We start from the raw sequence: 23162 nt of genomic DNA, 5'->3' as shown, positions 1-23162 counted from the left end.
TTTTAATTTTCATCGTCATAACGCATTTTATTTACTCGTAACAGGTGATTCATCCGCTCCATACGGTTTTGATCAAGAGATGAAGCAATTTTGAGGGCGAAATGGTTCATTTTATGAAGGGCGGTAATCATATCATCCTTTTTTTCGTGTTTCTGGGCTGCAGTCAGGCTCTGGTAGGTGCTTGTGAGCTGAGGAATTTCCTTTACAATCATCCGCTTAATCTGGTGCCGCTCTTCAATATCCAGAAGATCAAATTCTTCCAGACATCTGTTGAGGGAGCAGCTAACCTGTTCCATAGTACGACTAAGATCATTATTCATGTTGTTAAACTGTGCTGCCTGTTTACGGAGTTCGGATGTGAGCCTGATTTTTTCTTCATCAAATGAAGCAGTGTCTCCTTCTGCAGAAGGATCTTCTGCGGATTGTACCGGTGCTGGAAGGACAGATTGGCCGGAAAGAGAACTGTCCAGCATATGAAGATGTGTGAATACGGGCCGGAATAGTGAATGGTGCTTGATATTCCGAACAATATTTCTTCCGTCGAGCTGAAAGTAAATGGTTGCATCAATACATTTTCCCAACCCGTTTTCAGCTTTTACCGTCTTTCGGTAAGTAGTAATGTAAATCCGCTTTTTTATTTCTGCAGGAGACCTCTTAGTATCAATCAGTTCCAAGTGAAGCTTTTTAGGCTTTATCTTCACTTTCAGGAGAAATCCCTTTATTTTTCTTTTAAACGTCTTGTTTAGACGTGGGAGTTCCGAAAGGGAGGACAGGTCGGACAGGAATTCTTCTGTTTCATGAATCATCAGGCTTGTGGCACCTTCTTCAATTCTCGGTTCCTGAAGTGGTTTCATATAATTGGGGAGAAAGGGCTGCACCCATTCATGATGCAGCAGCTTTTCCTTGAACGTCATCAGTCATCACCCCCGGATCATGAGATACGTAAAAACTGTTAAGGTGTTTGTTCTACTTCAGCAGTTTCTGTTCCATCTTCTGGTTCAGTTCATCCATTTCAGTTATAAACTGTTTGCTCGACTCAATAATTCTTTCATTGGACTGCTCGGTCATTTCAATGGCGGCATACACATCTTCATAGGCCTTTTTAAATGTTTCCATAGCAATGGCAGGCTTTTCAAGAGTTTTTAATGTTTCTTCTGTATTTGACTTCAAAAGAGATGCGTTGGATGCAAGCATCGATTCGGTTGACTCGTTCACATTCTGAACCGCATCAATGACACGTTTCTGGTTTCCGAGTGCAAGCTGAATGGAGGCTGTGACGGTAATGATATTTTTGGTCATGGTGATCGCGTTGAAGATCGCTTCTTCAAGTTTGTCATTGTTTTCGACGATGATGTCAACGGAAGCCAGAGACTGCTGAAGCACCATAGTGGCCTGCTGCATGTTTTTAACCCTGGAGAGAACCTTCTGCTGGCCTTTCTGAATGGGGGCGGGATTTTGCTGCCATTCCTCTTTTTTTGCCTCTTCCTCCAGCATCGTATTCAGCTCTTTACCGATGGCGATTTGTTCTTCCAGCGAGTAAATTCGTTCCCTGGCCACAGTTTTCAGCTGCATAAGCATGACGTTATCTTCTTCAAGTTTATCTTTTCCGTGAAGAAGAGCTTCGATGATTGTTTCCACTTCTGATTCAATGGACTGGTATCTTTTGGCGTATTTGTCGAGCGGACTTTTCCGTACAATTTTACTGAGAAATTTCTCAAAACGTCCCTGCTTCAAATAGTTTGGCTCGAGGTCAGCAACAACATCCTTGAGCTTTGACAGCTGCTCTGGAAGTTCATGATTCGGATCATTCATCATATCGCTTACAGGGCGCTTAAGTGATTCGAGTGACTCGCCGGCTTTTTCCTGTTCGGCTGTTCCAATCCGGCCGATTGTTTCGAGAATATCATCCAGGTTTTTTTCTGACCGGATTTTTTCGATATAGGATGATGCGTTGTTTTTTCGGATTTCCTGCTTTTTACTATCAGTCATGGTTGTTTCCCTCCTGTTTCAGAGTTCCTGCCTGTTATACATACGTACGAATGAAACGTGCAGAAGTTCCGTTATCACTGGCTTGATTATATAATGGGCGTTTTCTTTTAAGCAAGGCAAAAGGAGAAGTCTGTCTTATTCCTGTACCCTGTCGGAAAGTTAATATGCTTAACAATTAGACGGGTCCTGTTTTTCCCGGTAAGATGAGAGGGACTGAGACTTCAATATGAAGCAGAGCACTGGCTTTCGTCAGCTGTCATTTTTCAATAAAAGAAAGCGTGGGGACTGATTTGGGTATTAGGTCAAGATATGAACAACTGGGGCTGGAAGCTGTGCCCGGGCATCTTAAAACAACAAAAGCCTCGGACTACATCCGTATACAGGCTGCAGTTGCGGTCAATGCCGGTAATTTTCTCGTTCCTGCTCTTGCGGTGCTTGAAGGAGGCCTCAGCTTTTATGCAGCCGTTCTCTGTACAATGGCCGGCGCAGCATTTGCCTTTTTCTTCGTCTCCCTTCTGGCTCTGCCTGGTGCTAAATACGGATTGCCGGCGCAGTATGTAATCAGGACTATGATCGGTACAAAGGGATCCAAATATCTGGCATCGCCGGTACGCTCGATTACTTCTTTGTACTGGTTTGGTGTTCAGACCGTGGGGGGAACCTACATATTAAAAGAGCTTCTTGAGAGAGGTTTTGGACTGGAGGTGCCATTCGTTCTCCTGAGTCTTCCCCTCGCGCTGATCATGGCATACCTTGCTGTTGTCGGTTTTGAAGCGATTAAGAAAGTTTCCAGGTTCGCTCTTCCTGTTATGGCAGCGGCTGCAGTCATTATGCTGGGCCTGTTTTTTACAGGAACATATGATGGCTTGTCAGCCAGTGAGGCTGTCGCGGATTCAGGGAACTGGTCTCTGCCGGTGATGGTCTTATTCGCCAGCCTGGCGTTTGTACAGTACGTCTCCGGAGCAGGGACGTCTTCAGATATGGCCAGGTACGCCAAAAGCAGCAGACAGGCAGTTACAGGCATATATGCTGGAAATGTGCTTGGCTTTTTCATTACGGCGGTTCTGGGGGCTTTTACAGCAGCCGTTGCAGGCGAATGGAACCCGTTTGTAGCATCAACCAGGCTTACGGAGTCTCCGCTGCTGATTGGCGCAGTGGCAGCGGCAGCATTTTCATCAATGATTATTATCAATTTAAATAATGCATATACGGGTGGCTTCAGTCTGCTTAATACGTTTCCCGCCCTTGGAAGAATCCGGAGTGCTGTTATGTTTGGAGCAGCCGGCGTGGTGGTCAGTTGTTTTCCCGTAATCGTAAACGATGCAGACAGGTTCATCTCAATGCTTGGCACAGTAGTGATTCCATTAACGGCTGTGTTTATAGCTGATTTTCTGTTTGTAAAAAGAGGCAGACTGACACCAGAGCAGTTAAGTGACAGGGTGCATACTTCTTTTAATAGGACAGGGGGCTGGGCTGCTTTGTCCGGTGTCTTCGTATACCTTGCTGTGCCAGACATCTTTTCCCCAAGTTTTGTCTCTTTTTTCTTCACCATGGCGGTGTATGTCATAATTAATAGAATGAATACAGATAGAAAGAAGGTAAAAGTATGTGCCTGATTGGGGTTTCAATGAAACAGAATTCAGTCTTTCCATTTATACTGGCAGCCAATAGAGATGAATTCTACCAACGGTCCGCAAAGCCTCTGCACCGATGGGACGATGAACAGGCCGTCTATGCCGGCCGTGACGAAATTGCCGGGGGAACGTGGCTCGGTGTTTCAAATGACGGAAAAATTGCAGCTCTTACGAATGTGAGAGAAATGTCATCCGGCGGGAAGCCCGAAAAAAGCAGGGGAAACCTGATCAGGGACTATTTAAAGCAGCCGGATCTCACAGCGGAAATATATATGGATCATGTAGAAAAAGAAAAGCGTAACTACGAAGGATTTAATCTGCTTGCAGGCACACCATCCAGACTGATCTATACGAGTAACCGTTATACCGAAAGAACCCTTCTGACAAAGGGAATTGCGGGACTCAGCAATGGGGCACTCAATTCGGACTGGCCTAAAGTGATAAGACTCAAACAGGGGCTTGCCGGCCTGGGGGATTGTGAGGATCAGGAGATGCTTACAGAAACGCTGTTCAAACTGCTGCAGGAATCAGAGCCCTTTCCTATAAACGATTTGCCGGACACAGGAGTTGGACCGGAATTGGAGCGGATGCTGTCACCGCTCTTTATAAAATCAAGAGAGTATGGAACGCGCTGTTCTACTGTTATTCTCGTCGACGCTACAGGCCGTCTTTATATGACAGAAAGAACATACGAAGAGGGAACGAGACCTGCCGACCGCAGAGTAGAGCTTAATATTTCTGCGAATGGGAAATAGGTCAGCTTGATTCCCGTCTGTGTTTTATGGTATAGATAGGAACAGAAAGAAAAATAGCGGGGTAAAAAGCGGTAAACAGCCGGAGGTTATCTCCAGGTCTGCTGTTTATCCGAGTGTCTGGAAGTGGTTTTGTGTCAGACAGGTGAACTTTTTGCAGGGAATGATTACTATCTGTAGTAATCCTGCCTGGTTCGTTTTATAATGTAGTCAAGACCTTTCTCATGATACACCACGAGCCTTTTAGAAGGAGGGGTACAGTATGTCTCCAGCAAATATAGGAATACCGGGTCTGATCCTTATTCTTGTGATTGCTCTGATCATTTTCGGACCGAAAAAACTGCCGGAAATCGGTAGAGCGATGGGTCAGACATTAAGAGAATTCAAAGCTTCTGCAAAAGACCTTACAAATGATGATGATGATAAATCTGCTGAAAAGCAGAAACAGAACAGGTAAAGAAAGTGAATAAAGGTGTGAGGTGATCGTCACCTTGCACCTTTTGTATGCAGGAAACACTTTCCTCTGTTGCGGACAGTTAGGGGCGTTTGATTATGGTACAGCAGGATATGAATATGTTTGATCACCTGAGTGAACTTCGTAAACGAATAATGATCGTGGTCGGATCATTTATTTTATTTTTTATTCTCAGCTTCGTTTTTGTAAGAGATATTTACCAGTGGCTAATTAAGGATCTCGATATGGAGCTTACCGTTCTGGGGCCACTGGATGTGTTGTGGATTTTCTTCAGCATTGCCGGTGTCATTGCTTTTGCTGTGACAATCCCGATTTTGCTGCTGCAGATCTGGTTGTTTGTCAGACCTGGACTTACCTCATCCGAGCGGAAAGTAACCTTGATGTACATCCCGGCATCGGCGCTTCTTTTTATGGGCGGACTTGCATTTGGCTACTTTATCGTTCTTCCAATTGTCCTGAACTTTCTGCTTACCCTCAGTGAAGGTATGTTTCAGACCATGTTTACGCCGGACCGGTACTTTCAGTTTGTACTGAGGATGACGGTCCCGTTCAGTCTATTGTTTGAATTGCCTCTTGTCGTTATGTTTCTCACAAGTCTGGGCATGATTACGCCATATGGACTGATGAAAAACCGTAAATATGCCTACTTTGCAATCGTGGTCGTGTCGGTTCTCGTTTCTCCGCCCGATCTTATTTCTGATATTCTCGTCATAATTCCGCTTATTTTCCTGTATGAGGTGAGCATCATGCTCTCACATGCTGTCTACAGACGAAAATTAAAACGGGAACTGCAGGAAAAAAACAGAGAGAGTATATAGAAAACGGAGCTTTCCCTAGGTAGAAAACAGAAGAAAATAAGTCTACCTCTGAGTAAGTAAACCTCTATAATGCGCAACTGACGCCAGCAGCGAGACTCCTGCGGCATTGGGGGACAGGCGAGACCCCGTAGAGCGAAGCTCGCGGAGGCTCGCCGGCACCGCCGCGGAAAGCGAGTGGATGGCGTTCAGCGCAGCTTCGCAAAACTGACAGAATGGTATACACATTCAAAAGAATACTGATAATAAAAGGCTCTCACCTGAAAATAAAGGTGAGAGCCTTTTCATTAGTTGATTATTTATCTGTCCCCGGTCTCTTTTTATGCGTTTTTTACTGGCTGTGCAGGTGAGAGCTTTAGATAGTTCAGATCTTTGTTGTTAATCAATTGACTTATGCCGTCTGTAATTCTTTTGATGGAGCGGGGGTCTCTGCAGTCATAAGCTTCTATATCAAGATGCAGCACAGGGCACACATCAAACTGCCGGATCCACTCCCGGTACCGTTCATGGAGGTCAGCCCAGAAAGCGCGCGGTGTTTTCGTTTCCATCTGTCTGCCTCGTCTGCCAACACGTTCCAGGATTTTATCAAGATCGCCATCGATATAGATGAGAACATCCGGTTTTGGGAAGTAGGGTGACATCACCATAGCGTCAAAAAGGGAATGGTATGTATCGAAGTCCCGCTTCTTCATGTTGCCATTATCGTGCTGCATTTTTGCGAAAATCCCAACATCCTCATAAATGCTCCGGTCCTGTACATAGCCTGAACCGGTTTCATGCATCTGTTTCTGCTGTTTAAATCGTTCTGCAAGAAAATAAATCTGCAGGTGAAAAGACCAGGTTTTAAAGTCATCGTAATAATCCTCAAGATAAGGATTTCCGTCCACTTTTTCAAATGAAGCCTGAAAACAAAGGGTTTCAGCAAGTGTTCTCGTTAATGTGGATTTCCCAACACCAACTGTTCCGGCAAGTGTAACCAAGGCGTTTTCCGGAATTCCGGATATGTCATTCGTCATTCTATTCACTCCGTTCTGCTACTTTTCAATCGGGACAGCTCCAAGGGAGTCCATTACCCGCTGCCTGATATAATTATAATCGTTTTCCCGGTGGACAAAATCCAGTTCGTCGCCAGAAAAAGTCAGTACAGGTATATCTGGATGCGTTTCTTTAAATGTTGTCACGAACATCTCGTAATCGCTTGAAAGCTGTTTTAGATACTCGGGATCGATCTGCTGCTCAATCGAACGGCCGCGGGCTGCAATTCTTGAAAGCAGAGTATCAAGGCTTGCCTGAAGATAAATGATAACATTTGGTCTGGGCAGGTCGGAAGCCATAATCTGATAGATCTGATCGTATTTTCTGAAGTGCCGGTCCTTAAGTGTCTGCTTTGCAAAAATACGATTTTTAAAAATATGATAATCACTTACCACCGGCTTCTTCCTGCTCAGTTGGAACTGCTGAATATCCTCAAGCTGTTTAAACCGGTTACAGAGGAAGAACATTTCAGTCTGAAAACTCCATTCCTGAATATCTTCATAAAATTTTCCCAGAAATGGGTTTTCTTCAACAATCTCTTTCAGGAGAAAATAATCAAAATCTGCAGAAAGCCTTTCGGCAAGAGAAGTTTTTCCAACTCCAATCGGGCCTTCCACGGCAATAAATGGTGTAGAAGCCAATGTGATATCCTCCTTTCCGGACATACCTAACGTTCTTATTATAATCATGAAAAAATAAAAACAATGATAGTTTAACATATTTCGGCACAATACTTTACTTTCATTCGACAATATTTTGCCAATTCTCTTTATTTAAATGGTTTTTTATTGGCTCTTTATGGTTTTTATCTTTAACATTTGTGATGAGTATGCAACGCCTGAACCTCTGTTTTCCACTTCTATACAGCAGTTTTGCGGTTATGGTCCCGATGAATCAGGTACATTGAAGTTTGGCATTCATCTTGCATTAATTATTGTGAAACAGTATTGAAAGGGGTTAGGAAATGAACAAATCAAAAAGAAAGTTTCAGACTCCGGACACGTTTGTAATCATCTTTTTTGTGGTACTTGCTGCGGCCTTGCTTACATACGTGCTTCCACAGGGTCAATTTGAAACGGAAGAAGTAACTTTCACAACGTCTGATGGCAACGAAGATACACGTACGGTTCTTGTTCCGGGAAGCTTTGAAACCGTCACTGATGATGACGGCAGTCCTCTTCGAGATGGAACTGCGCTGTTTGAAGGTGGCGGCGGAGCAGGATTTCTGAATTACGTCTTTGAAGGCCTTGTTTCCGGGGATAAATGGGGATCGGCTGTTGGTGTTGTTGCCTTTATCATTATTATTGGCGGGGCATTCGGAATTATAATGAAAACCCGCGCGATTGAAGAAGGTATCTTTTCTGTTATAAAAAGAACCAAGGGGAGAGAGAATCTTATTATTCCAATCATGTTTATTCTTTTCTCTCTTGGAGGCGCAGTGTTCGGCATGGGGGAAGAAGCGATTGCTTTTGCCATGATTCTGATCCCGCTGGTTATTGCGCTCGGTTATGACGCTATAACCGGAATCATGATAACCTACGTGGCAACACAGATTGGATTTGCTACAAGCTGGATGAATCCTTTCGGTGTAGCGATTGCTCAGGGTGTGGCCGATGTTCCTGTACTGTCCGGTGCTGAGTTCAGAATTGCCATGTGGGCATTTTTTACTCTTGTAGGTGTGACGTATACGTGGATATATGCTTCAAGAATAAAAAAGGACCCGACCAGGTCTGTCTCCTACGAATCAGATGAGTATTTCAGGGAGGACTTTAAACAGGAGGATATAAAAAGCCGCTTCGGGTTTGGTCATGCTCTTGTTGTTTTAACGATTCTGGCTGGTGTGGTATGGATTGTGTGGGGTGTGGTCCGTCATGCCTATTATATCCCGGAAATTGCAACTCAGTTCTTCACCATTGGACTTGTGGCAGGCATCATTGGTGTCATCTTTAAACTCAACAATATGAGAATAAACGATATTGCTGACGGGTTTAAAAACGGAGCGAGGGACCTCCTGCCGGCAGCTCTGATTGTAGGGATGGCAAAAGGGATTGTTATCGTTCTCGGAGGAGATGATCCGGGGGAACCATCGGTGCTAAATACCATTATGAATACAGCCGGAGGCTCTCTCGAAGGACTCCCTGTGGCATTATCAGCCTGGTTTATGTTTGTTTTTCAGGCTGTGTTTAATTTCTTCGTAGTCTCAGGTTCAGGACAGGCAGCACTGACGATGCCGCTCCTCGCACCGATGGCGGACATTGCCGGGGTCACCAGGCAGGTTGCAGTACTGGCGTACCAGCTGGGTGACGGATTTACGAATATGATCGTACCAACGTCGGCTGCCCTCATGGGAGTACTCGGCGCAGCTAGACTTGACTGGGGAAAATGGTTTAAATTTATCATTAAATTTCAGCTTCTGCTGTTTGCGCTGGGCTCTGCCTTCGTCATTCTGGCAGCGTTAATTGGACTCAGCTGACAATGATTCATTAAACGCCGTTCTGACCGGTAATAATCAGATCCTGATGAAGCCGGTTCTGCAGCCAGTCCAAAAAAAGACTGAGTCAATTCGAGTAAGAATTTTCTTAACATGGACAGCCCCTTGTAGTATGATTAAAAAAGCAAAAACGAGTGTAAAGGGGTGCTCACGTGAGTAAAAAAATCAAAGTTGTAACAGATTCCACTAACGATCTTCCTAAAGAAGTGACTGATCAGCTCGACGTAACGGTCGTGCCGCTTTCGGTGACAATTGATGGACAGTCCTATACAGATGGGGTGGACATTACACCTGAAGAATTTATAGATAAATTAACGAAAAGTGATACTGTACCACAAAGTTCACAACCACCTGCTGGTGTGTTTGCGGAGGTTTATGACCGCCTGGGCGAAGACGGGAGTGAAATTATCTCCATTCATATGACTTCGGGCATGAGCGGCACTTACAACTCCGCACAGACGGCGTCTACAATGACAGACAGCCGTGTAACCGTCATTGATTCCGGATTCATATCTCTCGCTCTTTCATTTCAGGTGAGAGAAGCAGCCGCAATGGCAAAAGAAGGTTTCCCCACTGAAAAAATTGCGGAGCGTCTTAAAAAAATGAAAGAAAACTCGTCTTTATATATTATGGTCGATACTCTTGAATACCTCGTCAAGGGAGGAAGAATCGGACGGGGGAAAGCACTTGTCGGTTCTCTACTGAAGATCAAACCGGTCGCCTCTCTTGCAGACGGCGTTTATACGCCAGTAACAAAAGTGCGAACGCATATGCAGATGGTCAATTTCTTTAGAAAGAAATTTGAAGAGGAAACGGCAGGTAAAAAGGTGAAAGGGATCGGAATTGCCCATGCCGATGCGATGGAACTTGCAAAGAAGCTGAAAGAATCCATCGGCCAGTTGACGGACTTTACTGACATTGATATTTTTACGACTACACCGATTATCAGCACACACACCGGTCCTGGCGCCCTGGCACTTATGTATTATACCGATTGACCGGAATACAGACTAATTGAATAAGGCAGGGACACCACCTGCTAAATCAAAATGGCTCTCACCGAGGTGAGAGCCATTTTGCCTAAGAGGGTATAAGTTCCGGAAACATTCTACTAAAGGGAAAGTATTTTTGAGACTGCAAGCCTCAGTACGTAGTGTAGAAAAACAATGAACTTAGTGTGGTTAAATAAATGTTAAGATTTGTAGAAATCAAGCAGTTTCGATAAAATGGAGAGAGTATAAGCTGGAATGAGGGGGAAGTCGCGTTGGTACAGGAAGACAATATCGGTTTGGTTTTGGAAGGCGGCGGCATGCGCGGCATGTATACTGCAGGTATTCTGGAATATTTTCTTGAGAATGACTGGCATTTTCCGTACGTGATCGGTGTTTCTGCAGGAGCCTGTAACGCCGCTTCCTATGTTTCCAAACAAACAGGAAGAAATGAAAAAGTAACCATCGGTTACTGCAGACATCCTGACTATATTTCATATAAAAGATGGGTAACAAAAGGTGAATTGTTCGGGATGGATCTGATCTTTGACCGGATCCCCAACAAGGAAGTTTTCTTTGATTTTGATACATTTTATAATTCCAACCAGACTTTTCTGGTAGGGACTACCGATTGTGAGACCGGTGAACCGGTTTATTATGAAAAAAATGAAGTGGGTGAATCGTTTCTGAACATTCTTAGAGCATCCAGTTCACTCCCATTTGTAGCACCAGTAACGAAATTTAAGGACAAAATGCTGATGGATGGCGGTATAAGTGACCCAATTCCACTTGGCAGGTCCATCCGGGATGGTAATGAAAAGCATGTTATCGTCCTCACTCAGCAGGATGGATATCTTAAAAAGCCGCTCAGAAGAGGCAGATGGATGCTCAGGCGGAAGTACCGGAACCAGCCGGGACTAATAAAAGCTGTGGAAGGCAGGTCCGTTATTTACAATCAGGCGCTGTCAGAAGTCAGGAAAGCAGAGAAAGAAGGCAGGGCTTTCGTTTTCCGTCCCGATGGCCTGATGGGTGTTTCCCGTATAGAAAAGCGGGAAGAACGCCTCACGAGTCTCTATAAGCATGGCTATGACCATGCCATGAAAAGAGCAGAGGAACTCGAAGCATTCCTTTCATCATGATCAGAAGACCCGGATCTTTCCGGGTTTTCTTTTATTTTGGATACAAGATCACTCTCACCCAGTGGAAACCTGATCATTGAAGCGAAGCTTATGTGTAATCATTTTCAAGGTACCTTAATTAATTTGGGAAGACGAAAGACATCTTCTCAATAATTAAGGCTTACGGTATACTATTTAGATACGCGAAGTAATTATAGATTAATTAAGAAGGTGTTGATCATCCAGCCAGATAAACGAAATTTGCTTATTATGTGGTTTGCCAACTTTTTTGTTGCTGCAAGTGCCACCATGGTTCTCCCGTTTTTATCTTTGTATATTGAAACTTTTGGTCATTATTCGCCTGATTATGTGCAGCGGTGGTCAGGTTTTGTATTTGGAATCACTTTTCTCGTTGCCTTTCTGGTATCTCCTCTGTGGGGTCGATTCGGGGACCGCTTCGGCCGCAAGAAGATTCTGCTTTTTACAGGGTACGGCATTGCCATATCCATTTTTCTGATGGGGTATGTAGACTCAGTCGCAGAATTATTTGTTCTAAGGATGTTCATGGGGATTGTTACAGGATTTATTCCAACTTCTCTGGCGCTGATCTCTGCCCAGACCGACAAGCATATTGCCGGAAGAGTACTTGGAACGCTGCAGATGGGGACTGTCAGCGGAGGACTGATCGGACCGCTTATGGGCGGAGCTATGGCAGATGCGTTCGGGTTTACGTATACGTTTATCATCACAGCGATTGTGATTTCTATTGCAACAACGATGGTAGCTATCGGCATCCGGGAACAGAGAATGGAATCAGCCATGGGCAGGAAGGACCGCAAAAGCATGGGAGATGTGCTCCGTCTGATTCTCAGAAGCAGAATGCTGTTAATGGTTATGATTATCTCCCTTGTTGTCCAGACTGCAAACTTCAGCATTCAGCCCCAACTGGCGTTGTATGTGAGTTCACTCTTAACAATTGAGAATGTTGCATTTCTTGCAGGGCTGGCATTTTCCGTAACCGGCCTTGGCAATCTGGTCGCGACTCGTTTCTGGGGGAAACTCGGGGATGAAATCGGACATGAAAAAGTTCTGCTGATATGCCTTGTCCTTGGCGCGGTCTTTTTCCTGCCGCAGGCCTTTGTAACAAACATCTGGCAGCTTATCATCCTGCGCTTTCTCTTCGGAATTCAGATCGGAGGCATTATTCCATGCGCAACAGCGTATATTCGGAGAAAAGTACCGCTGGATGTTCAAGGAGAAGTCCTGGGGTATAATCAAAGTTTCCGATTTCTCGGAAACGTAACCGGCCCGGTGCTTGGTGGTGTTATTGCCGGCTATTATGCCATATCCTCGATTTTTTATCTTTCCACCCTGCTGTTTGCAGGAGCCGCCGGAGCAATGTGGTGGGCTTACCGGAAAGAAAGGAAGGAACGGCAGGAAGAAGCGGCTTCTGCTTAACTGTGAGCCTGTCATTAACACAAATAATCCTGCCCATGATAAACTGGTACAGGAGAAACAACATCACAGGGAGTGAGCTGTCACATGCTTCTCACGAAAAAGGAAAAACTGCTTTTGCTCCGGATCCTTAGAAAGGAAAAGAACCGGGTGTTCGGTATAAAGGAGAATAAAGAAGATGTCCACGCACTTATCGACAAATTTGAGCAGAGTACCAGAAACGAAAAGGTGAATAAAGTAAAGCCTTCCAAACTGTAAAGTATAATTTTAAAATGATAATACCTAGTCAGTAAACCTTTATTCAGCGGAGCTTCGAAAGGGTAAACTCATTATTATAAATAATGAGTTTAGCGCAGAACAAAACAGGTTCACTGACTGAAAGAGGTATACTTTTTTCTACATTAAATGCCCCGGGCTCAGCCGGGGCATTTTTCACTTTTCTGTCACATATTAATGCTGAATTCCGCTTCTGCGTCTCGTGTAAAGGCGCACGTCATTCCCAAAGAATCGACTTTCCTGTATACTACAGGATGGTATTTACAAGAGGGGGAGTCTGATTTGAAAAAAAGCAAACAACTCCTCGTAGCCTCAGTGGCTGCAGGTATGATAGCTCTGACCGCCGCTTGCGGTACAGGTGAAGAAAACAGTGCTCAACTGCAGAAAGGTTCAGGCAGTTCTGATGAAGATATAGAAAGCAGTACCAAAGAGGACGAGGAACTCGAAGAAAGCGTTCAGTCCGACACCAGTGAAGCGTCCGAGAGTGATGATACAGAAAATAAAGACGGTTCGGAAGTGGAATCCACCTCTGTACTATCAGGTGAACTGACTGTGTCATTTTTAGATGTGGGTCAGGGGGATGCCACCCTTTTTCAGACTGAGGAAGCGACCATTTTGATTGATGCAGGCCGACATGACCGCTCCGACGTTGTGGAGCACCTTGAAAGTCTTGGCGTAGAGGAAATTGATGTTCTGGCCGGCACACACCCTCACGCAGATCATATCGGGCAGATGGCAGATGTGATAAGCAGCTACCCGGTTCATGAAATCTGGATGTCAGGTGGGGAAGCAGGCTCGCAGACGTTTGAACGGACCCTGGATGCGATTCTGGCTTCGGAAGCAGCCTATGAGGAACCGAGAGCCGGAGACGTTTTTGAAGTTGGTGACCTCCTTATTACTATGGTACATCCTGTGAATTTAACAGGAGATCTTAACGAAGATTCTCTGAGTATGAATATTGAATACGGTGACATTCATTTTCTTTTGACAGGAGATGCGGAGCATGGAGCAGAAGCGGAAATGCTTGAAAGAAATGAACCACTGGAAGCAACGATTCTGAAAGCAGGTCATCACGGATCGTCTACAAGCTCAACCCCGGACTTTGTCAGGGCAGTTATGTCTGAAGCAGCCATCTATTCTGCCGGAGTGGATAATCAGTACGGCCATCCTCACGAAGAAGTAAGAGCACTTTTTTCAGATATGGATATTTCATTCTATGGAACAGCCGAACACGGGACGCTCACCGTTGTGACAGATGGGGCTGGATACGATATTTATACTGAAAAGGAAGTCATCCCTTATGATGGCGCTCATTCCGAACCGGATGATACAAAAAAAGTTGAAAGCCAAGAAGCATCGAACGATTCACCAGCAGACTGCATCGACCTGAATGGGGCATCAGCTGATGAACTTATGGAGATTATTCATATTGGCGAAGAGCGGGCTCTTGCCCTGATTGATCAGCGCCCATTTGATTCAGTGAAGTCGTTAACAGCTATATCAGGTATTGGTGATGCCCGTGTGCAGGATATTAAAGACCAGGGGCTTGTCTGCTCACCATAGGATTGATTGAAAGGAAACGGAGCGATATACAGTGAAAGCATGGAAATGGATTAATAAACACTATATAAGAACAGTCATTATCGTCACAATTATTGTAAATGCTCTCGTCGTCTGTCTGTCATTTCTGCCGGGCTATAACGGGGAGCTTCCTTATGCGGTACGACAGCTTCCGCTGTTAAATGCCATATTGAACAGCTTTACCTTCATTTTCCTTACAGGAGCTCTTATAGCGATTAAAAAAGGGAATATTAAGATTCACCGGCGATTTATCTACGGTGCCTTTACAACTACACTGATCTTTCTGCTTTCGTATGTGACGTACCATTTTCTCGCCCCGTCCACTCCTTATGGCGGCGATGGATGGCTTGCCGGTGTCTATTATTTTATCCTGATCACACACATCATTCTAGCTGCAGCTATCGTACCGCTGGCGCTTATGAGCTTTTTCAGCGGCTACAATGATCATCGCGAAAGGCATAGAAAATGGGTGCGGTTTTCGATGCCAATGTGGCTTTATGTGAGCTTTACCGGCGTGGCCGTCTATATTCTCATTTCCCCGTATTACTAAAAACTGTTTTCGTATAGATTGTTGCTTTTCTAGGGACTAAAATGGAGCGAAAGGCGGCGGCTCCTGCGTGCTGAAGCCCAGCAGGGCGTTTTTTCCGAGGAGGCTGAAGCGATGTCCACGGAAAGCGAGCGGAATGCGTTCAGCGGATCGTCGCGCAACTTTCATTGAAGAGAGTAATACGCCTGGGTATACTCATTCTAAAAGTTTGAATAGAAGATGAAGCAGGGAGGTGCGCAGCGGCACCTCCCTTTATTTATCCCCATTGACTGGGGAGATCCGTCAGAAAATGCTTCTGTTAACCCCATGATAATTATTGCCTTCTTAGTACAACCTAAAAAGGTGAAAAAATCTTGCTGGAGGCAAATAACATGAGACGAATAATTCGATTATCTGCATTTTTCTCCCTCGCTCTTCTTACTGTACTGGCAGTTTGGTTTTTTTCCGAGAATCAGGAAGAGGACCTGGCAGCGGAGCAGTCCGGATTGCAGGCACAGATGGATGAAATTTTTGCAGAGGACGTTACGTACACGGTCAGTATGTTTCTGGATAAAATGGAGGACCAGCTTCTGCAGTGGGCTAACCATAAAGAGAAGGAAAGAGACTTGTCAGATCTGAAGGAAGAAATATTTGACCATCCTCACTATCAGGGATTTGCGCTCGTTTACGAAAATGGGGAAGTGAATAAAGTCGGCAGCGTGACGGACAATCCGCAGGAAAAACTGACAAAAGAAAAGAAGGAAGGCGTCTGGATATCTGAACCGTTTATCGAAAAAGGAATTGAGAAACTCCTGATCGGTACAAAAGCCGGCAGTACATGGTGTATTGGAGAAATGGATCTTTCCTTTGTAAGTTCATTCATTAATGAAATTGCCATGATCACAGATGACAACGGGCAGTTTTTTATTGGTTCGAGTAATCTGGCTGTTGATTTTGACCCTCAGGAGACAGAACTTCCCTATGTTAAAAAGTCTGTTCCGGGGATCGACTGGGATGTTTATGTCCACAGTCAGCCGACAGCGAAGGTAAAAGAACCATACAAAGAAGGGGAAGTGGTTGTTCGTCTGAAAGAGGGCGTGGATGCGAAGAAATGGGCAAAGGAACGTGGTGTCCATATTCTTGATCAGGAAGACCAGGATTGTGTTTTCAGGGATTATGATCGATCAACGGATCAGCTTTTGCGTGACTTTTCCAATGATCCGAACATTTATTTCATCGAACCGAATTTCACCGTGGAAAAACAGACGGCGTATCATGGAAAACGATCTTCTACAGGTCTGAAGGAGAAGCCGAGTATCGTTGAGCCCCAGGAGGAAGGAGGGGCGGAGCCAAACGATGAACTTTACGACCCATATCAGTGGAATCTGAATCAGATTACAATAACAGACGGATGGCAAAGGACATCGGGAAGTGCAGATATCCCTATCGCCATTATTGACAGTGGTGTTGACCCCGAACATGTAGATCTGGCCGACAGAATCACTGATGGCTATAACGCCTTTGAAGATAATGGACACTATCATGATGAAAATGGCCATGGCACCCACGTGGCTGGTGTGGCTGCTGCCGTCACAAACAACGTGGAGGGCATAGCAGGAGTATCATGGGACAATCCGATTCTCGCAGTAAAAGCACTGGATTCGAATGCAGAGGGAAATGCTTTCTCCATCGCAGAGGCGATTCGCTGGTCCGTTAATAATGGAGCCAGGGTTATAAACCTGAGCCTCGGAGACACGCATGATTCGGAAGTCATGAGGGATGCTGTACGTTTTGCCTATGAACAGGACGTGGTTATGATCGCTGCCAGTGGAAATGAAAGCGTGGAAACACCAATGTATCCAGCTGCATATCCGGAGGTATTCACCGTTGCTGCACTAGATCCGGACGGAAACCGTGCCGTGTTTTCCAATTTCGGGGAACATGTGGATGTTTCAGCACCAGGCGAACATATTCCAAGTACGTATGTGAACAATGAATATGTCGCTATGAGCGGAACGTCAATGGCGGCTCCGCACGTTGCGGGACTGGCAGGGCTGATCTTAAGTATCAACCCGGAACTGACAAATGAAGAGGTTTACCAAATTATAAGAAACTCTTGTGATGACATCGGCGATCCAGGTGTGGATGCCTACACGGGGCACGGGGTGATTAATGTAACAACCGCTTTGTCTCTCGCTGCAGGTGAATAGGGTAAAATTATTGTATGAGCGTGAAGTTTTGAACGGATGAACCAATACAGCAAAAAAATGGCTCTCACCAAGTGGGGGCCATTTTTTCTTGCCGGGGTTTGTTCACGCCTCTTTGCTGCTGAAATTTAATAATCATTTCATCAAGCTCTTCTGAGCACAGGAGCGTTTCGGCAGCATTGAAGCCGCAGTTTTGTGCAATGTGAAGCAGCTCCTTTCTTTTTTCCTCTATCGTGTTACTGTGAACTGCTGTAATCAACGAGCTTCACTCCATCCATGTGCCGGGATTTGTACCTATTATCAAGGATGGGCGAACGGTTGCATACCCTTTCGCGAAAAGTTGTCAAACAATCAACATTTTCGACAATAATCAGTACTCCATTTCTTCTTCCTCTTTTGGGTGATGCTGGTAGTCTTCCTGAATATATACCTGATAATGAAGTTTTTTGTCTGCTCCTTTTGTCTTCTGCGGCTTGGTCTGTTTTTTATTCATTTCAGAGCGATTTTTTGTCATTGTTTTTTCTCCCTTCATATGATTATCAGTCTTATCTTTATGTTTAACGTTCCCGTCATAAACTGACTCATGCAAAAAACTTTTTAATCGAAGGAAAAGGTTCTGGGAATAGAAAAAAGGCTCCAGCCAGTAATTTCTCCGGCTGAAGCTCTATTTTCAAAACTGTTAAAGTTATATGCTCTTTTGCAGGAATGCCGCGCAATCGGTTCATTTCAAATGGCTGTGTTCGTACAGATTGTTGCTATTGACCACTTTATTATAGAGTGAAAGGCGGTGACTCCAGCGGTAATAGCATCAGCTGCCCGCTGAAAGCGTCCTCCTGTAGCGGGAAAAACAACAGCTTTTCAAATAAAGCGTGATTATCTAAAAACATGTGTTCGAAAGTGTTAAATGCGAATCTCCGTGATGACTATGAAGATACGCTCAATTCACTAAGTGCATTGTCTGTATAAAGAGGTTTATGTGCTCCGCGGGCCTCCAATTCCTGAAGAAGTTCTTTGTAATTGGAGCCACCCAGTTTCTGCGTCACGTAAAGAGCAGTCATGAAGTCGTAAAGATCATCAGCCTGTATTGGCGGCTGACCTGTCTGGGAACAGTAACGATCAATTAAACCGGCAAGTGTCATATTAAAACGCCTCCTCTGTAAATTCACCTTGAGTGTATCACAGAAGAAAGCGTTTTCCGGCTGTTGTAATTTTCAATCTTCAGACAAAAAATGACATTTTGACAGCAGCAAGGCGGCTAATTTCTCGAAGCATGACAAAACTTGTAGGCCATCACTGCGAGGTGAAGGTTAAGCCGGTCTTCTGCACGTTGAAAGGACATCCCTGTTTTTTTTTCGATCTGGCCAAGGCGGTATTTTAATGTGTGTCGGTGGACATACAGAAGGGAAGCAGTCTGCTGAATATGACAGTTCTGGCCAAGATAGGTTTCCAGCGTAAGGATCAGATCTGTCCGGTGCCGTTCGCCTGCTGTCAGTTCACCGAGATATTGACGGTAATAATCTTCGATGGCCATTCCGGATTCCTGTAAATGAATGAGTAAGTGATAAAATCCCAGATCATCGTAATGGACAATCCTTGTCTTAGTAAATAAAAGCCCCGCATACATAACCGCGTGTTCAGCCTGTTTCCCGCTTGATGACAGGAGACCCATATCTTCATATGCCCTGCCAATGCCAATAGTAAGGGGGCTGCTGTAATGAAACGACCAATGTTCGTTTATTCGTTTACTGATGTCCATGAGGCGTTTTTTCTGCTCTGCCGGCGTCTCGCCATTTACGTCAACGAGTGCTGCCAGGGAATCAGTTTTCGGAAGAAGAATAAACTGAACACCTGCTTTCTGCAGCTGTTTTGAAACAACATAGTACAACTGTTTTCCCCAATCGGACTGCTCTTTTACGACGGGCGAGGATTCGGTTACTTTCACAAACAATACTGCCTGCCTTCCGGAAAGATCAAAACCGAGCCGGAGACCTCTCCTTTTTGCATTCAATATATCCAGGTCTTTTTTCTGAAGAATTTCCTCAAGCAGTTCACCCTGAAGACGAACCTTGGCTTCTTCAATGGCATGCTTTTTTACAAATTCAATCCCGATTAATGTCGAGACATGCTCAAGAATGACTTCGTCCATCTCAGAAGGATAGTTTTTTTCATGAATCATCAGGAGATATCCGTAAGTAAATTCCCCATTCATCACTGTTGTAAGAAAGCTCGGAAATCCGTGCCATGTATACCGTAAAAAAGGATCCTGGTTACTTTCGGATGCCGACATGAATTCCTTCAGGTTAAAGGCTTCATTCCTCAGGTAGACGGTATTTTCCTGAACATTGACATCATCATGGCGGCTGACATGGGCAGAAAGGTGATACATATCGTCGAAGACATACATACTTGAATGGGTCAGTTTACTAAGTTTTTCAAGAACCTGCTGAAGACCGTCATTGCCAAGGGCCAGCTTGGTCATTTCTTTATGAATGGAAAGAGATGCTTCAAGCAGTCGGATCTGCCGATTGGCCAGCTGCTCAAGGATTGCCTTCGTCACAGCTGAGAAATTAATGGATGTGGGAATCTCGATCAGGGGCAGTCCGGTCTGCTCGGCTGCTTCACGTACAGAGTAAGGAACTTCCTCTATATAAAAGCCCGTATAAAGGGCCATTCCGGCCAGCTTTTTCTTCCTGATCAGCGTAAGGAGGCGTTCTCTGTAAACAGTATCCTCGCCGAGACCATAACCGGTTGTTATCAGAAACTCGCCTTCCTGAAACCGGGTTATATCTTCAATAATTTCTACGGTTGTGACCCACTTAATCGGATTATTAAGACCTGATTCACCGGCGATCAGCTTTGTCCGAGCCATTACAGGCAGATTTAAGGCTTCTTTAATTGTAAGCATGAGCAGCCCTCCCAAGCAGCGTTATACACTGTGTATAAAAAATGAAGGAAAGATTCATGTATTAAAACCAATATTTATTTTCGCCTCTGTCGAATACGATAGTAGTAGGAAGCGCTTTCTCTAAGTGTAAAAGTAAAATTCTGATTTTTCAATCATAAAACGGGCTGTCCGGATAAAGGAGGGGAACTGATGAAAGAAAGCTACCTGGTTAAACCCTTTTTAAATGATGATTATCCTCTGGCTGCTTACGGAAAAGGCATTTACCTTTATGATTCTGAAGGAAAAGAATACATTGACGGCTCATCAGGCGCTGTTACCGCAGGGATCGGCCACGGGGTTCTGGAGATGGCACAGGTGATGAAGGAGCAGGCCGAGAAGGTCTCCTTTGTTTACCGTTCCCAGTTTACGAATGAACCTGCTGAAAAGCTGGCAGCAAAACTCAAGGAATGGGCTCCTGGAGATTTAAATTGGTCGTTTTTTGTCAACAGCGGTTCGGAGGCGACGGAGACGGCGTTGAAAGTGGCCATTCAGTATTGGCAGGAAAAAGGAAAAGGAACGAAAACAAAAGTACTATCACGGTGGATGAGCTACCACGGCATTACGCTTGGTGCGCTCTCTATGTCCGGACATATCGGCAGAAGAGAGAGGTTCACACCGCTTCTTGAAGACTTTCCGGCTGTAGAGCCGCCGTACTGTTACAGGTGCCCATTCAACCGGACTTATCCCGATTGCGGACTTCATTGTGCAATGGAACTGGAAACCGCCATCCGCAGAATCGGTGCAGATCAAATTGCAGCTTTTATTGCTGAGCCGGTCATCGGGGCAGCCGGTGGTGCGATTGTTCCCCCGGACGGCTATTATGAAGCGGTCAGTGAGATTTGTAAACGGCATGACATTCTGTTCATTGCAGATGAGGTGATGAGCGGAATCGGCAGATGCGGTTCCCGGTTTGCCATCGACCACTGGAACGTTACCCCTGATATTATCGCTCTTGGAAAAGGACTCGGGGCAGGCTATGCCCCAATTGCAGCCACCATGATCAGTGACAAAGTAATGGAACCCATTTTTAAAGGATCGGGCCTCATTATGAGCGGACATACGTACAGTGCGAACCCGCAGTCGGCTGCTGTTGCCCTGCACGTTCTTGAATATATCGAAACGCATAACCTGGTTGAACAGGCAAAACTGACCGGAGTTTATCTCAAGCAGTCTCTTCGGCAGCTGCAGCAGAAATACCCAATGATCGGCGATGTCAGAGGGAGGGGAATGCTTACAGGGGTCGAATTTGTTTCAAATATCTTTAATAAACTGCCGTTTGCAGGCGAGGTTCATGTTGCAAGAACCATTATTGACAGAGCGATGAAAAAAGGGCTTTTGGTCTATCCGGCATCAGCAGGAACGGATGGTGTTCACGGGGATGCGGTAATCATCGCTCCGCCCCTCATCACCAAAAGAGAAGAAGTGGATAAACTCGTCGCTGTTTTTGATCAGACCGTTAAAGAAGTGCAGGATGAATTACAAATACGCGGCTTTTTCAGTTCAGTAGGGTAGGAGGATAAAACTGATGACAAGCAGGGTGAAACCGGTTGATAAATTGATGACGCTTGAGCATGCTCTGGATCTTATTGAAACATGTGAATCAGTAATGTTTGGAGGGTTTGGAGGGGTAGGGAACCCTCCGACTCTGATTGACGGAATTCTTGAGCGGGGAATAACAGGACTGACACTGATTGGAAACGACGCAGGTTTTCCTGATATTGGAATCGGCAGGCTGATATCAGAGCGGAGAGTGAAAAAAATAATTGCTTCTCATATCGGTTCCAACCCAGTAGCCGGAAAGCAGATGACAGACGGGGATCTGGAAGTGGAGTTTTCCCCGCAGGGAACACTTGCAGAACGGATCCGGGCAGGCGGAGTTGGACTTGGAGGCGTCCTGGTTGACACAGGTCTTAATAACGAAGCCGTTACGAAAGGCAAGAAGCGCATTATGATTAAAGGGTGCCCCTACCTTCTGGAAACTGCACTCACTGCGGATGTTTCCATCGTTTATGCAAAAAAAGCAGATAAATATGGAAATGCTGTGTATGATACCAGTGCAAGAAATACGAATCCCCTTGTTGCCATGGCTGGTAACGTAACAATTATCGAAGCAGCTGAAATTGTGGAAACAGGTGAACTGAATCCGGAAGAAGTCGTTACGCCGGGAGTTTTTGTAGACGGGGTGTTGAAGAGTAAAGGGGTGAATTGGACGTGGGCATGGGAAAAGAAATAAGGCACCAGATGGCCCGGCGGGCGGCAAGGGAAATTCACGCTGGGATGGTGGTGAATCTGGGAATAGGGATTCCTACGCTGGTAGCGGATTATGTGCCGGACACAACGCCGGTGATGTTTCATGCTGAGAACGGGGTTCTCGGAACTGGTCCAAGCCCTGTGCAGGGTCAGGAAAATCCCTTTCTCTGTAATGCAGGCGGCTTCCCGATTACCGCCTCAAAAGGAGCTTCCTACTTTGACAGTGCGGCTGCATTTGCCATTATTCGCAGAGGAAAGCTTGATATGACAATTATGGGTGCTCTTCAGGTAAGTGAAAACGGAGACCTTGCCAACTGGATTGTACCGGGCAAACGAGTACCTGGAATGGGCGGCGCAATCGAGCTTGCCGAAAAGGCAGGAAAAGTAATCATCCTGATGAACCATGTTGACAAGGAGGGCAATCCGAAAATCCTGAAAAAATGCACCCTGCCGCTTACTGCCGCAGGGTGTGTCAATCTGATAATTACTGATATGGCTGTGCTGGAAGTAAAGACGGAAGGTCTTTTTCTTAAAGAAGTTTTTCCTCCTTACACAATCCGGGATGTACAGGAGAGAACAGAGCCGAAGCTGGTATTGGAAGATGCTGTTTCCGGTACCTAGGGGG

General features: G+C 45.3%; 23 protein-coding genes. 15 read left to right on the top strand and 8 right to left on the bottom strand.

What is annotated here, in order from left to right; genetic code table 11:
* Positions 1–2 precede the first annotated feature (2 nt).
* Entirely contained in the window at positions 3–914 is a 912-nt protein-coding gene (locus CR205_RS07135; RefSeq protein ID WP_110518235.1) for a hypothetical protein, read from the bottom strand.
* Between the two features lie 52 nt (positions 915–966).
* Positions 967–1989 carry a toxic anion resistance protein gene (locus CR205_RS07130; protein ID WP_110518234.1) on the bottom strand — a complete coding sequence of 341 codons (1023 nt, stop codon included), beginning with the start codon at positions 1987–1989 and terminating at the stop codon, positions 967–969.
* 290 nt (positions 1990–2279) lie between these two features.
* On the opposite strand from CR205_RS07130, the gene CR205_RS07125 reads away from it, so the two are divergent.
* From CR205_RS07125 to tatC, 4 genes are all read left to right on the top strand, one after another.
* Positions 2280–3605 carry a purine-cytosine permease family protein gene (locus CR205_RS07125; RefSeq protein ID WP_236634714.1) on the top strand — a complete coding sequence of 442 codons (1326 nt, stop codon included), beginning with the start codon at positions 2280–2282 and terminating at the stop codon, positions 3603–3605.
* 11 nt (positions 3606–3616) lie between these two features.
* Complete coding sequence (locus tag CR205_RS07120; protein ID WP_161524707.1) at positions 3617–4378, top strand: NRDE family protein; 762 nt, start codon at positions 3617–3619, stop codon at positions 4376–4378.
* A 259-nt stretch (positions 4379–4637) separates the two neighbouring features.
* Positions 4638–4832, top strand: coding sequence for a twin-arginine translocase TatA/TatE family subunit (gene tatA / locus CR205_RS07115; RefSeq protein ID WP_110518231.1), 195 nt, complete (start codon positions 4638–4640; stop codon positions 4830–4832).
* Between the two features lie 95 nt (positions 4833–4927).
* Positions 4928–5668, top strand: coding sequence for a twin-arginine translocase subunit TatC (gene tatC, locus CR205_RS07110; RefSeq protein WP_110518230.1), 741 nt, complete (start codon positions 4928–4930; stop codon positions 5666–5668).
* A 317-nt stretch (positions 5669–5985) separates the two neighbouring features.
* On the opposite strand, the gene CR205_RS07105 is transcribed toward tatC, so the two are convergent.
* Together CR205_RS07105 and CR205_RS07100 are read right to left on the bottom strand one after the other, a co-directional pair.
* The gene (locus CR205_RS07105) at positions 5986–6681 is read right to left on the bottom strand and encodes a deoxynucleoside kinase (RefSeq protein WP_110518229.1); all 696 of its coding nucleotides are present in this window, start codon (positions 6679–6681) and stop codon (positions 5986–5988) included.
* 18 nt (positions 6682–6699) lie between these two features.
* On the bottom strand, positions 6700–7341 hold the full coding sequence (locus tag CR205_RS07100; protein WP_110518228.1) for a deoxynucleoside kinase: 642 nt from the start codon (positions 7339–7341) through the stop codon (positions 6700–6702).
* 323 nt (positions 7342–7664) lie between these two features.
* Between CR205_RS07100 and yfcC the strand changes: the two genes are divergently transcribed.
* The 8 genes from yfcC (at position 7665) to CR205_RS07065 (ending at position 17346) form a co-directional block, all read left to right on the top strand.
* The gene (yfcC, locus tag CR205_RS07095; protein ID WP_110518227.1) at positions 7665–9173 is read left to right on the top strand and encodes a putative basic amino acid antiporter YfcC; all 1509 of its coding nucleotides are present in this window, start codon (positions 7665–7667) and stop codon (positions 9171–9173) included.
* A gap of 170 nt (positions 9174–9343) precedes the next feature.
* The gene (locus CR205_RS07090) at positions 9344–10189 is read left to right on the top strand and encodes a DegV family protein (RefSeq protein WP_110518226.1); all 846 of its coding nucleotides are present in this window, start codon (positions 9344–9346) and stop codon (positions 10187–10189) included.
* A 266-nt stretch (positions 10190–10455) separates the two neighbouring features.
* Positions 10456–11319: a patatin-like phospholipase family protein gene (locus CR205_RS07085; RefSeq protein ID WP_268877402.1), complete on the top strand. Its 864-nt coding sequence runs from the start codon at positions 10456–10458 to the stop codon at positions 11317–11319.
* 219 nt (positions 11320–11538) lie between these two features.
* Positions 11539–12756, top strand: coding sequence for an MFS transporter (locus CR205_RS07080; protein ID WP_110519715.1), 1218 nt, complete (start codon positions 11539–11541; stop codon positions 12754–12756).
* Positions 12757–12840: 84 nt separating this feature from the next.
* The gene (locus CR205_RS20415; RefSeq protein ID WP_201745350.1) at positions 12841–13011 is read left to right on the top strand and encodes a hypothetical protein; all 171 of its coding nucleotides are present in this window, start codon (positions 12841–12843) and stop codon (positions 13009–13011) included.
* Positions 13012–13311: 300 nt separating this feature from the next.
* Positions 13312–14592 (top strand): MBL fold metallo-hydrolase, encoded by a 1281-nt coding sequence (locus CR205_RS07075; RefSeq protein ID WP_161524706.1) that lies wholly within the window; start codon positions 13312–13314, stop codon positions 14590–14592.
* Between the two features lie 31 nt (positions 14593–14623).
* On the top strand, positions 14624–15160 hold the full coding sequence (locus CR205_RS07070; RefSeq protein ID WP_110518224.1) for a DUF420 domain-containing protein: 537 nt from the start codon (positions 14624–14626) through the stop codon (positions 15158–15160).
* A 368-nt stretch (positions 15161–15528) separates the two neighbouring features.
* A complete protein-coding gene (locus CR205_RS07065; protein WP_110518223.1) occupies positions 15529–17346 on the top strand; it encodes a S8 family peptidase in 1818 nt (605 codons plus the stop codon).
* Positions 17347–17410: 64 nt separating this feature from the next.
* On the opposite strand, the gene CR205_RS07060 is transcribed toward CR205_RS07065, so the two are convergent.
* The 4 genes from CR205_RS07060 to CR205_RS07050 form a co-directional block, all read right to left on the bottom strand.
* On the bottom strand, positions 17411–17602 hold the full coding sequence (locus CR205_RS07060; protein WP_110518222.1) for an aspartyl-phosphate phosphatase Spo0E family protein: 192 nt from the start codon (positions 17600–17602) through the stop codon (positions 17411–17413).
* A 111-nt stretch (positions 17603–17713) separates the two neighbouring features.
* Positions 17714–17857: a hypothetical protein gene (locus tag CR205_RS20240; RefSeq protein ID WP_161524705.1), complete on the bottom strand. Its 144-nt coding sequence runs from the start codon at positions 17855–17857 to the stop codon at positions 17714–17716.
* Between the two features lie 409 nt (positions 17858–18266).
* Entirely contained in the window at positions 18267–18482 is a 216-nt protein-coding gene (gene yppF, locus CR205_RS07055; protein WP_110518221.1) for a YppF family protein, read from the bottom strand.
* 116 nt (positions 18483–18598) lie between these two features.
* The gene (locus CR205_RS07050) at positions 18599–20248 is read right to left on the bottom strand and encodes a PucR family transcriptional regulator (RefSeq protein WP_110518220.1); all 1650 of its coding nucleotides are present in this window, start codon (positions 20246–20248) and stop codon (positions 18599–18601) included.
* Between the two features lie 189 nt (positions 20249–20437).
* Here CR205_RS07050 and CR205_RS07045 point away from each other — a divergent pair, with 189 nt between their 5' ends.
* The 3 genes from CR205_RS07045 to CR205_RS07035 are packed head-to-tail and all read left to right on the top strand — an operon-like array spanning position 20438 to position 23158.
* Positions 20438–21799 carry an aspartate aminotransferase family protein gene (locus tag CR205_RS07045; RefSeq protein ID WP_110518219.1) on the top strand — a complete coding sequence of 454 codons (1362 nt, stop codon included), beginning with the start codon at positions 20438–20440 and terminating at the stop codon, positions 21797–21799.
* 13 nt (positions 21800–21812) lie between these two features.
* Positions 21813–22520, top strand: a complete 708-nt coding sequence (locus CR205_RS07040; RefSeq protein ID WP_110518218.1) for a CoA transferase subunit A — start codon at positions 21813–21815, stop codon at positions 22518–22520.
* Positions 22499–23158: a 3-oxoacid CoA-transferase subunit B gene (locus CR205_RS07035; protein ID WP_328587717.1), complete on the top strand. Its 660-nt coding sequence runs from the start codon at positions 22499–22501 to the stop codon at positions 23156–23158. The genes CR205_RS07040 and CR205_RS07035 overlap by 22 nt, the downstream gene beginning before the upstream one ends.
* Positions 23159–23162: the final 4 nt, after the last annotated feature.

Source organism: Alteribacter lacisalsi (assembly GCF_003226345.1).
In the GTDB taxonomy this organism is placed as follows: domain Bacteria; phylum Bacillota; class Bacilli; order Bacillales; family Salisediminibacteriaceae; genus Alteribacter; species Alteribacter lacisalsi.
Note: the sequence above shows the minus strand (reverse complement) of the source record. Positions and strands in the feature narration are given on the sequence as shown.

Coding starts and splice junctions, on each gene's coding strand:
- CR205_RS07105 (WP_110518229.1), bottom strand. CDS start 6,681: ATGACGAATGACATATCCGGAATTCCGGAAAACGCCTTGGTTACACTT.
- CR205_RS07120 (WP_161524707.1), top strand. CDS start 3,617: ATGAAACAGAATTCAGTCTTTCCATTTATACTGGCAGCCAATAGAGAT.
- CR205_RS20240 (WP_161524705.1), bottom strand. CDS start 17,857: ATGACAAAAAATCGCTCTGAAATGAATAAAAAACAGACCAAGCCGCAG.
- tatA (WP_110518231.1), top strand. CDS start 4,638: ATGTCTCCAGCAAATATAGGAATACCGGGTCTGATCCTTATTCTTGTG.
- CR205_RS07130 (WP_110518234.1), bottom strand. CDS start 1,989: ATGACTGATAGTAAAAAGCAGGAAATCCGAAAAAACAACGCATCATCC.
- CR205_RS07135 (WP_110518235.1), bottom strand. CDS start 914: ATGACGTTCAAGGAAAAGCTGCTGCATCATGAATGGGTGCAGCCCTTT.
- yppF (WP_110518221.1), bottom strand. CDS start 18,482: ATGACACTTGCCGGTTTAATTGATCGTTACTGTTCCCAGACAGGTCAG.
- tatC (WP_110518230.1), top strand. CDS start 4,928: ATGGTACAGCAGGATATGAATATGTTTGATCACCTGAGTGAACTTCGT.
- CR205_RS07045 (WP_110518219.1), top strand. CDS start 20,438: ATGAAAGAAAGCTACCTGGTTAAACCCTTTTTAAATGATGATTATCCT.
- CR205_RS07065 (WP_110518223.1), top strand. CDS start 15,529: ATGAGACGAATAATTCGATTATCTGCATTTTTCTCCCTCGCTCTTCTT.
- CR205_RS20415 (WP_201745350.1), top strand. CDS start 12,841: ATGCTTCTCACGAAAAAGGAAAAACTGCTTTTGCTCCGGATCCTTAGA.
- CR205_RS07040 (WP_110518218.1), top strand. CDS start 21,813: ATGACAAGCAGGGTGAAACCGGTTGATAAATTGATGACGCTTGAGCAT.
- CR205_RS07050 (WP_110518220.1), bottom strand. CDS start 20,248: ATGCTTACAATTAAAGAAGCCTTAAATCTGCCTGTAATGGCTCGGACA.
- yfcC (WP_110518227.1), top strand. CDS start 7,665: ATGAACAAATCAAAAAGAAAGTTTCAGACTCCGGACACGTTTGTAATC.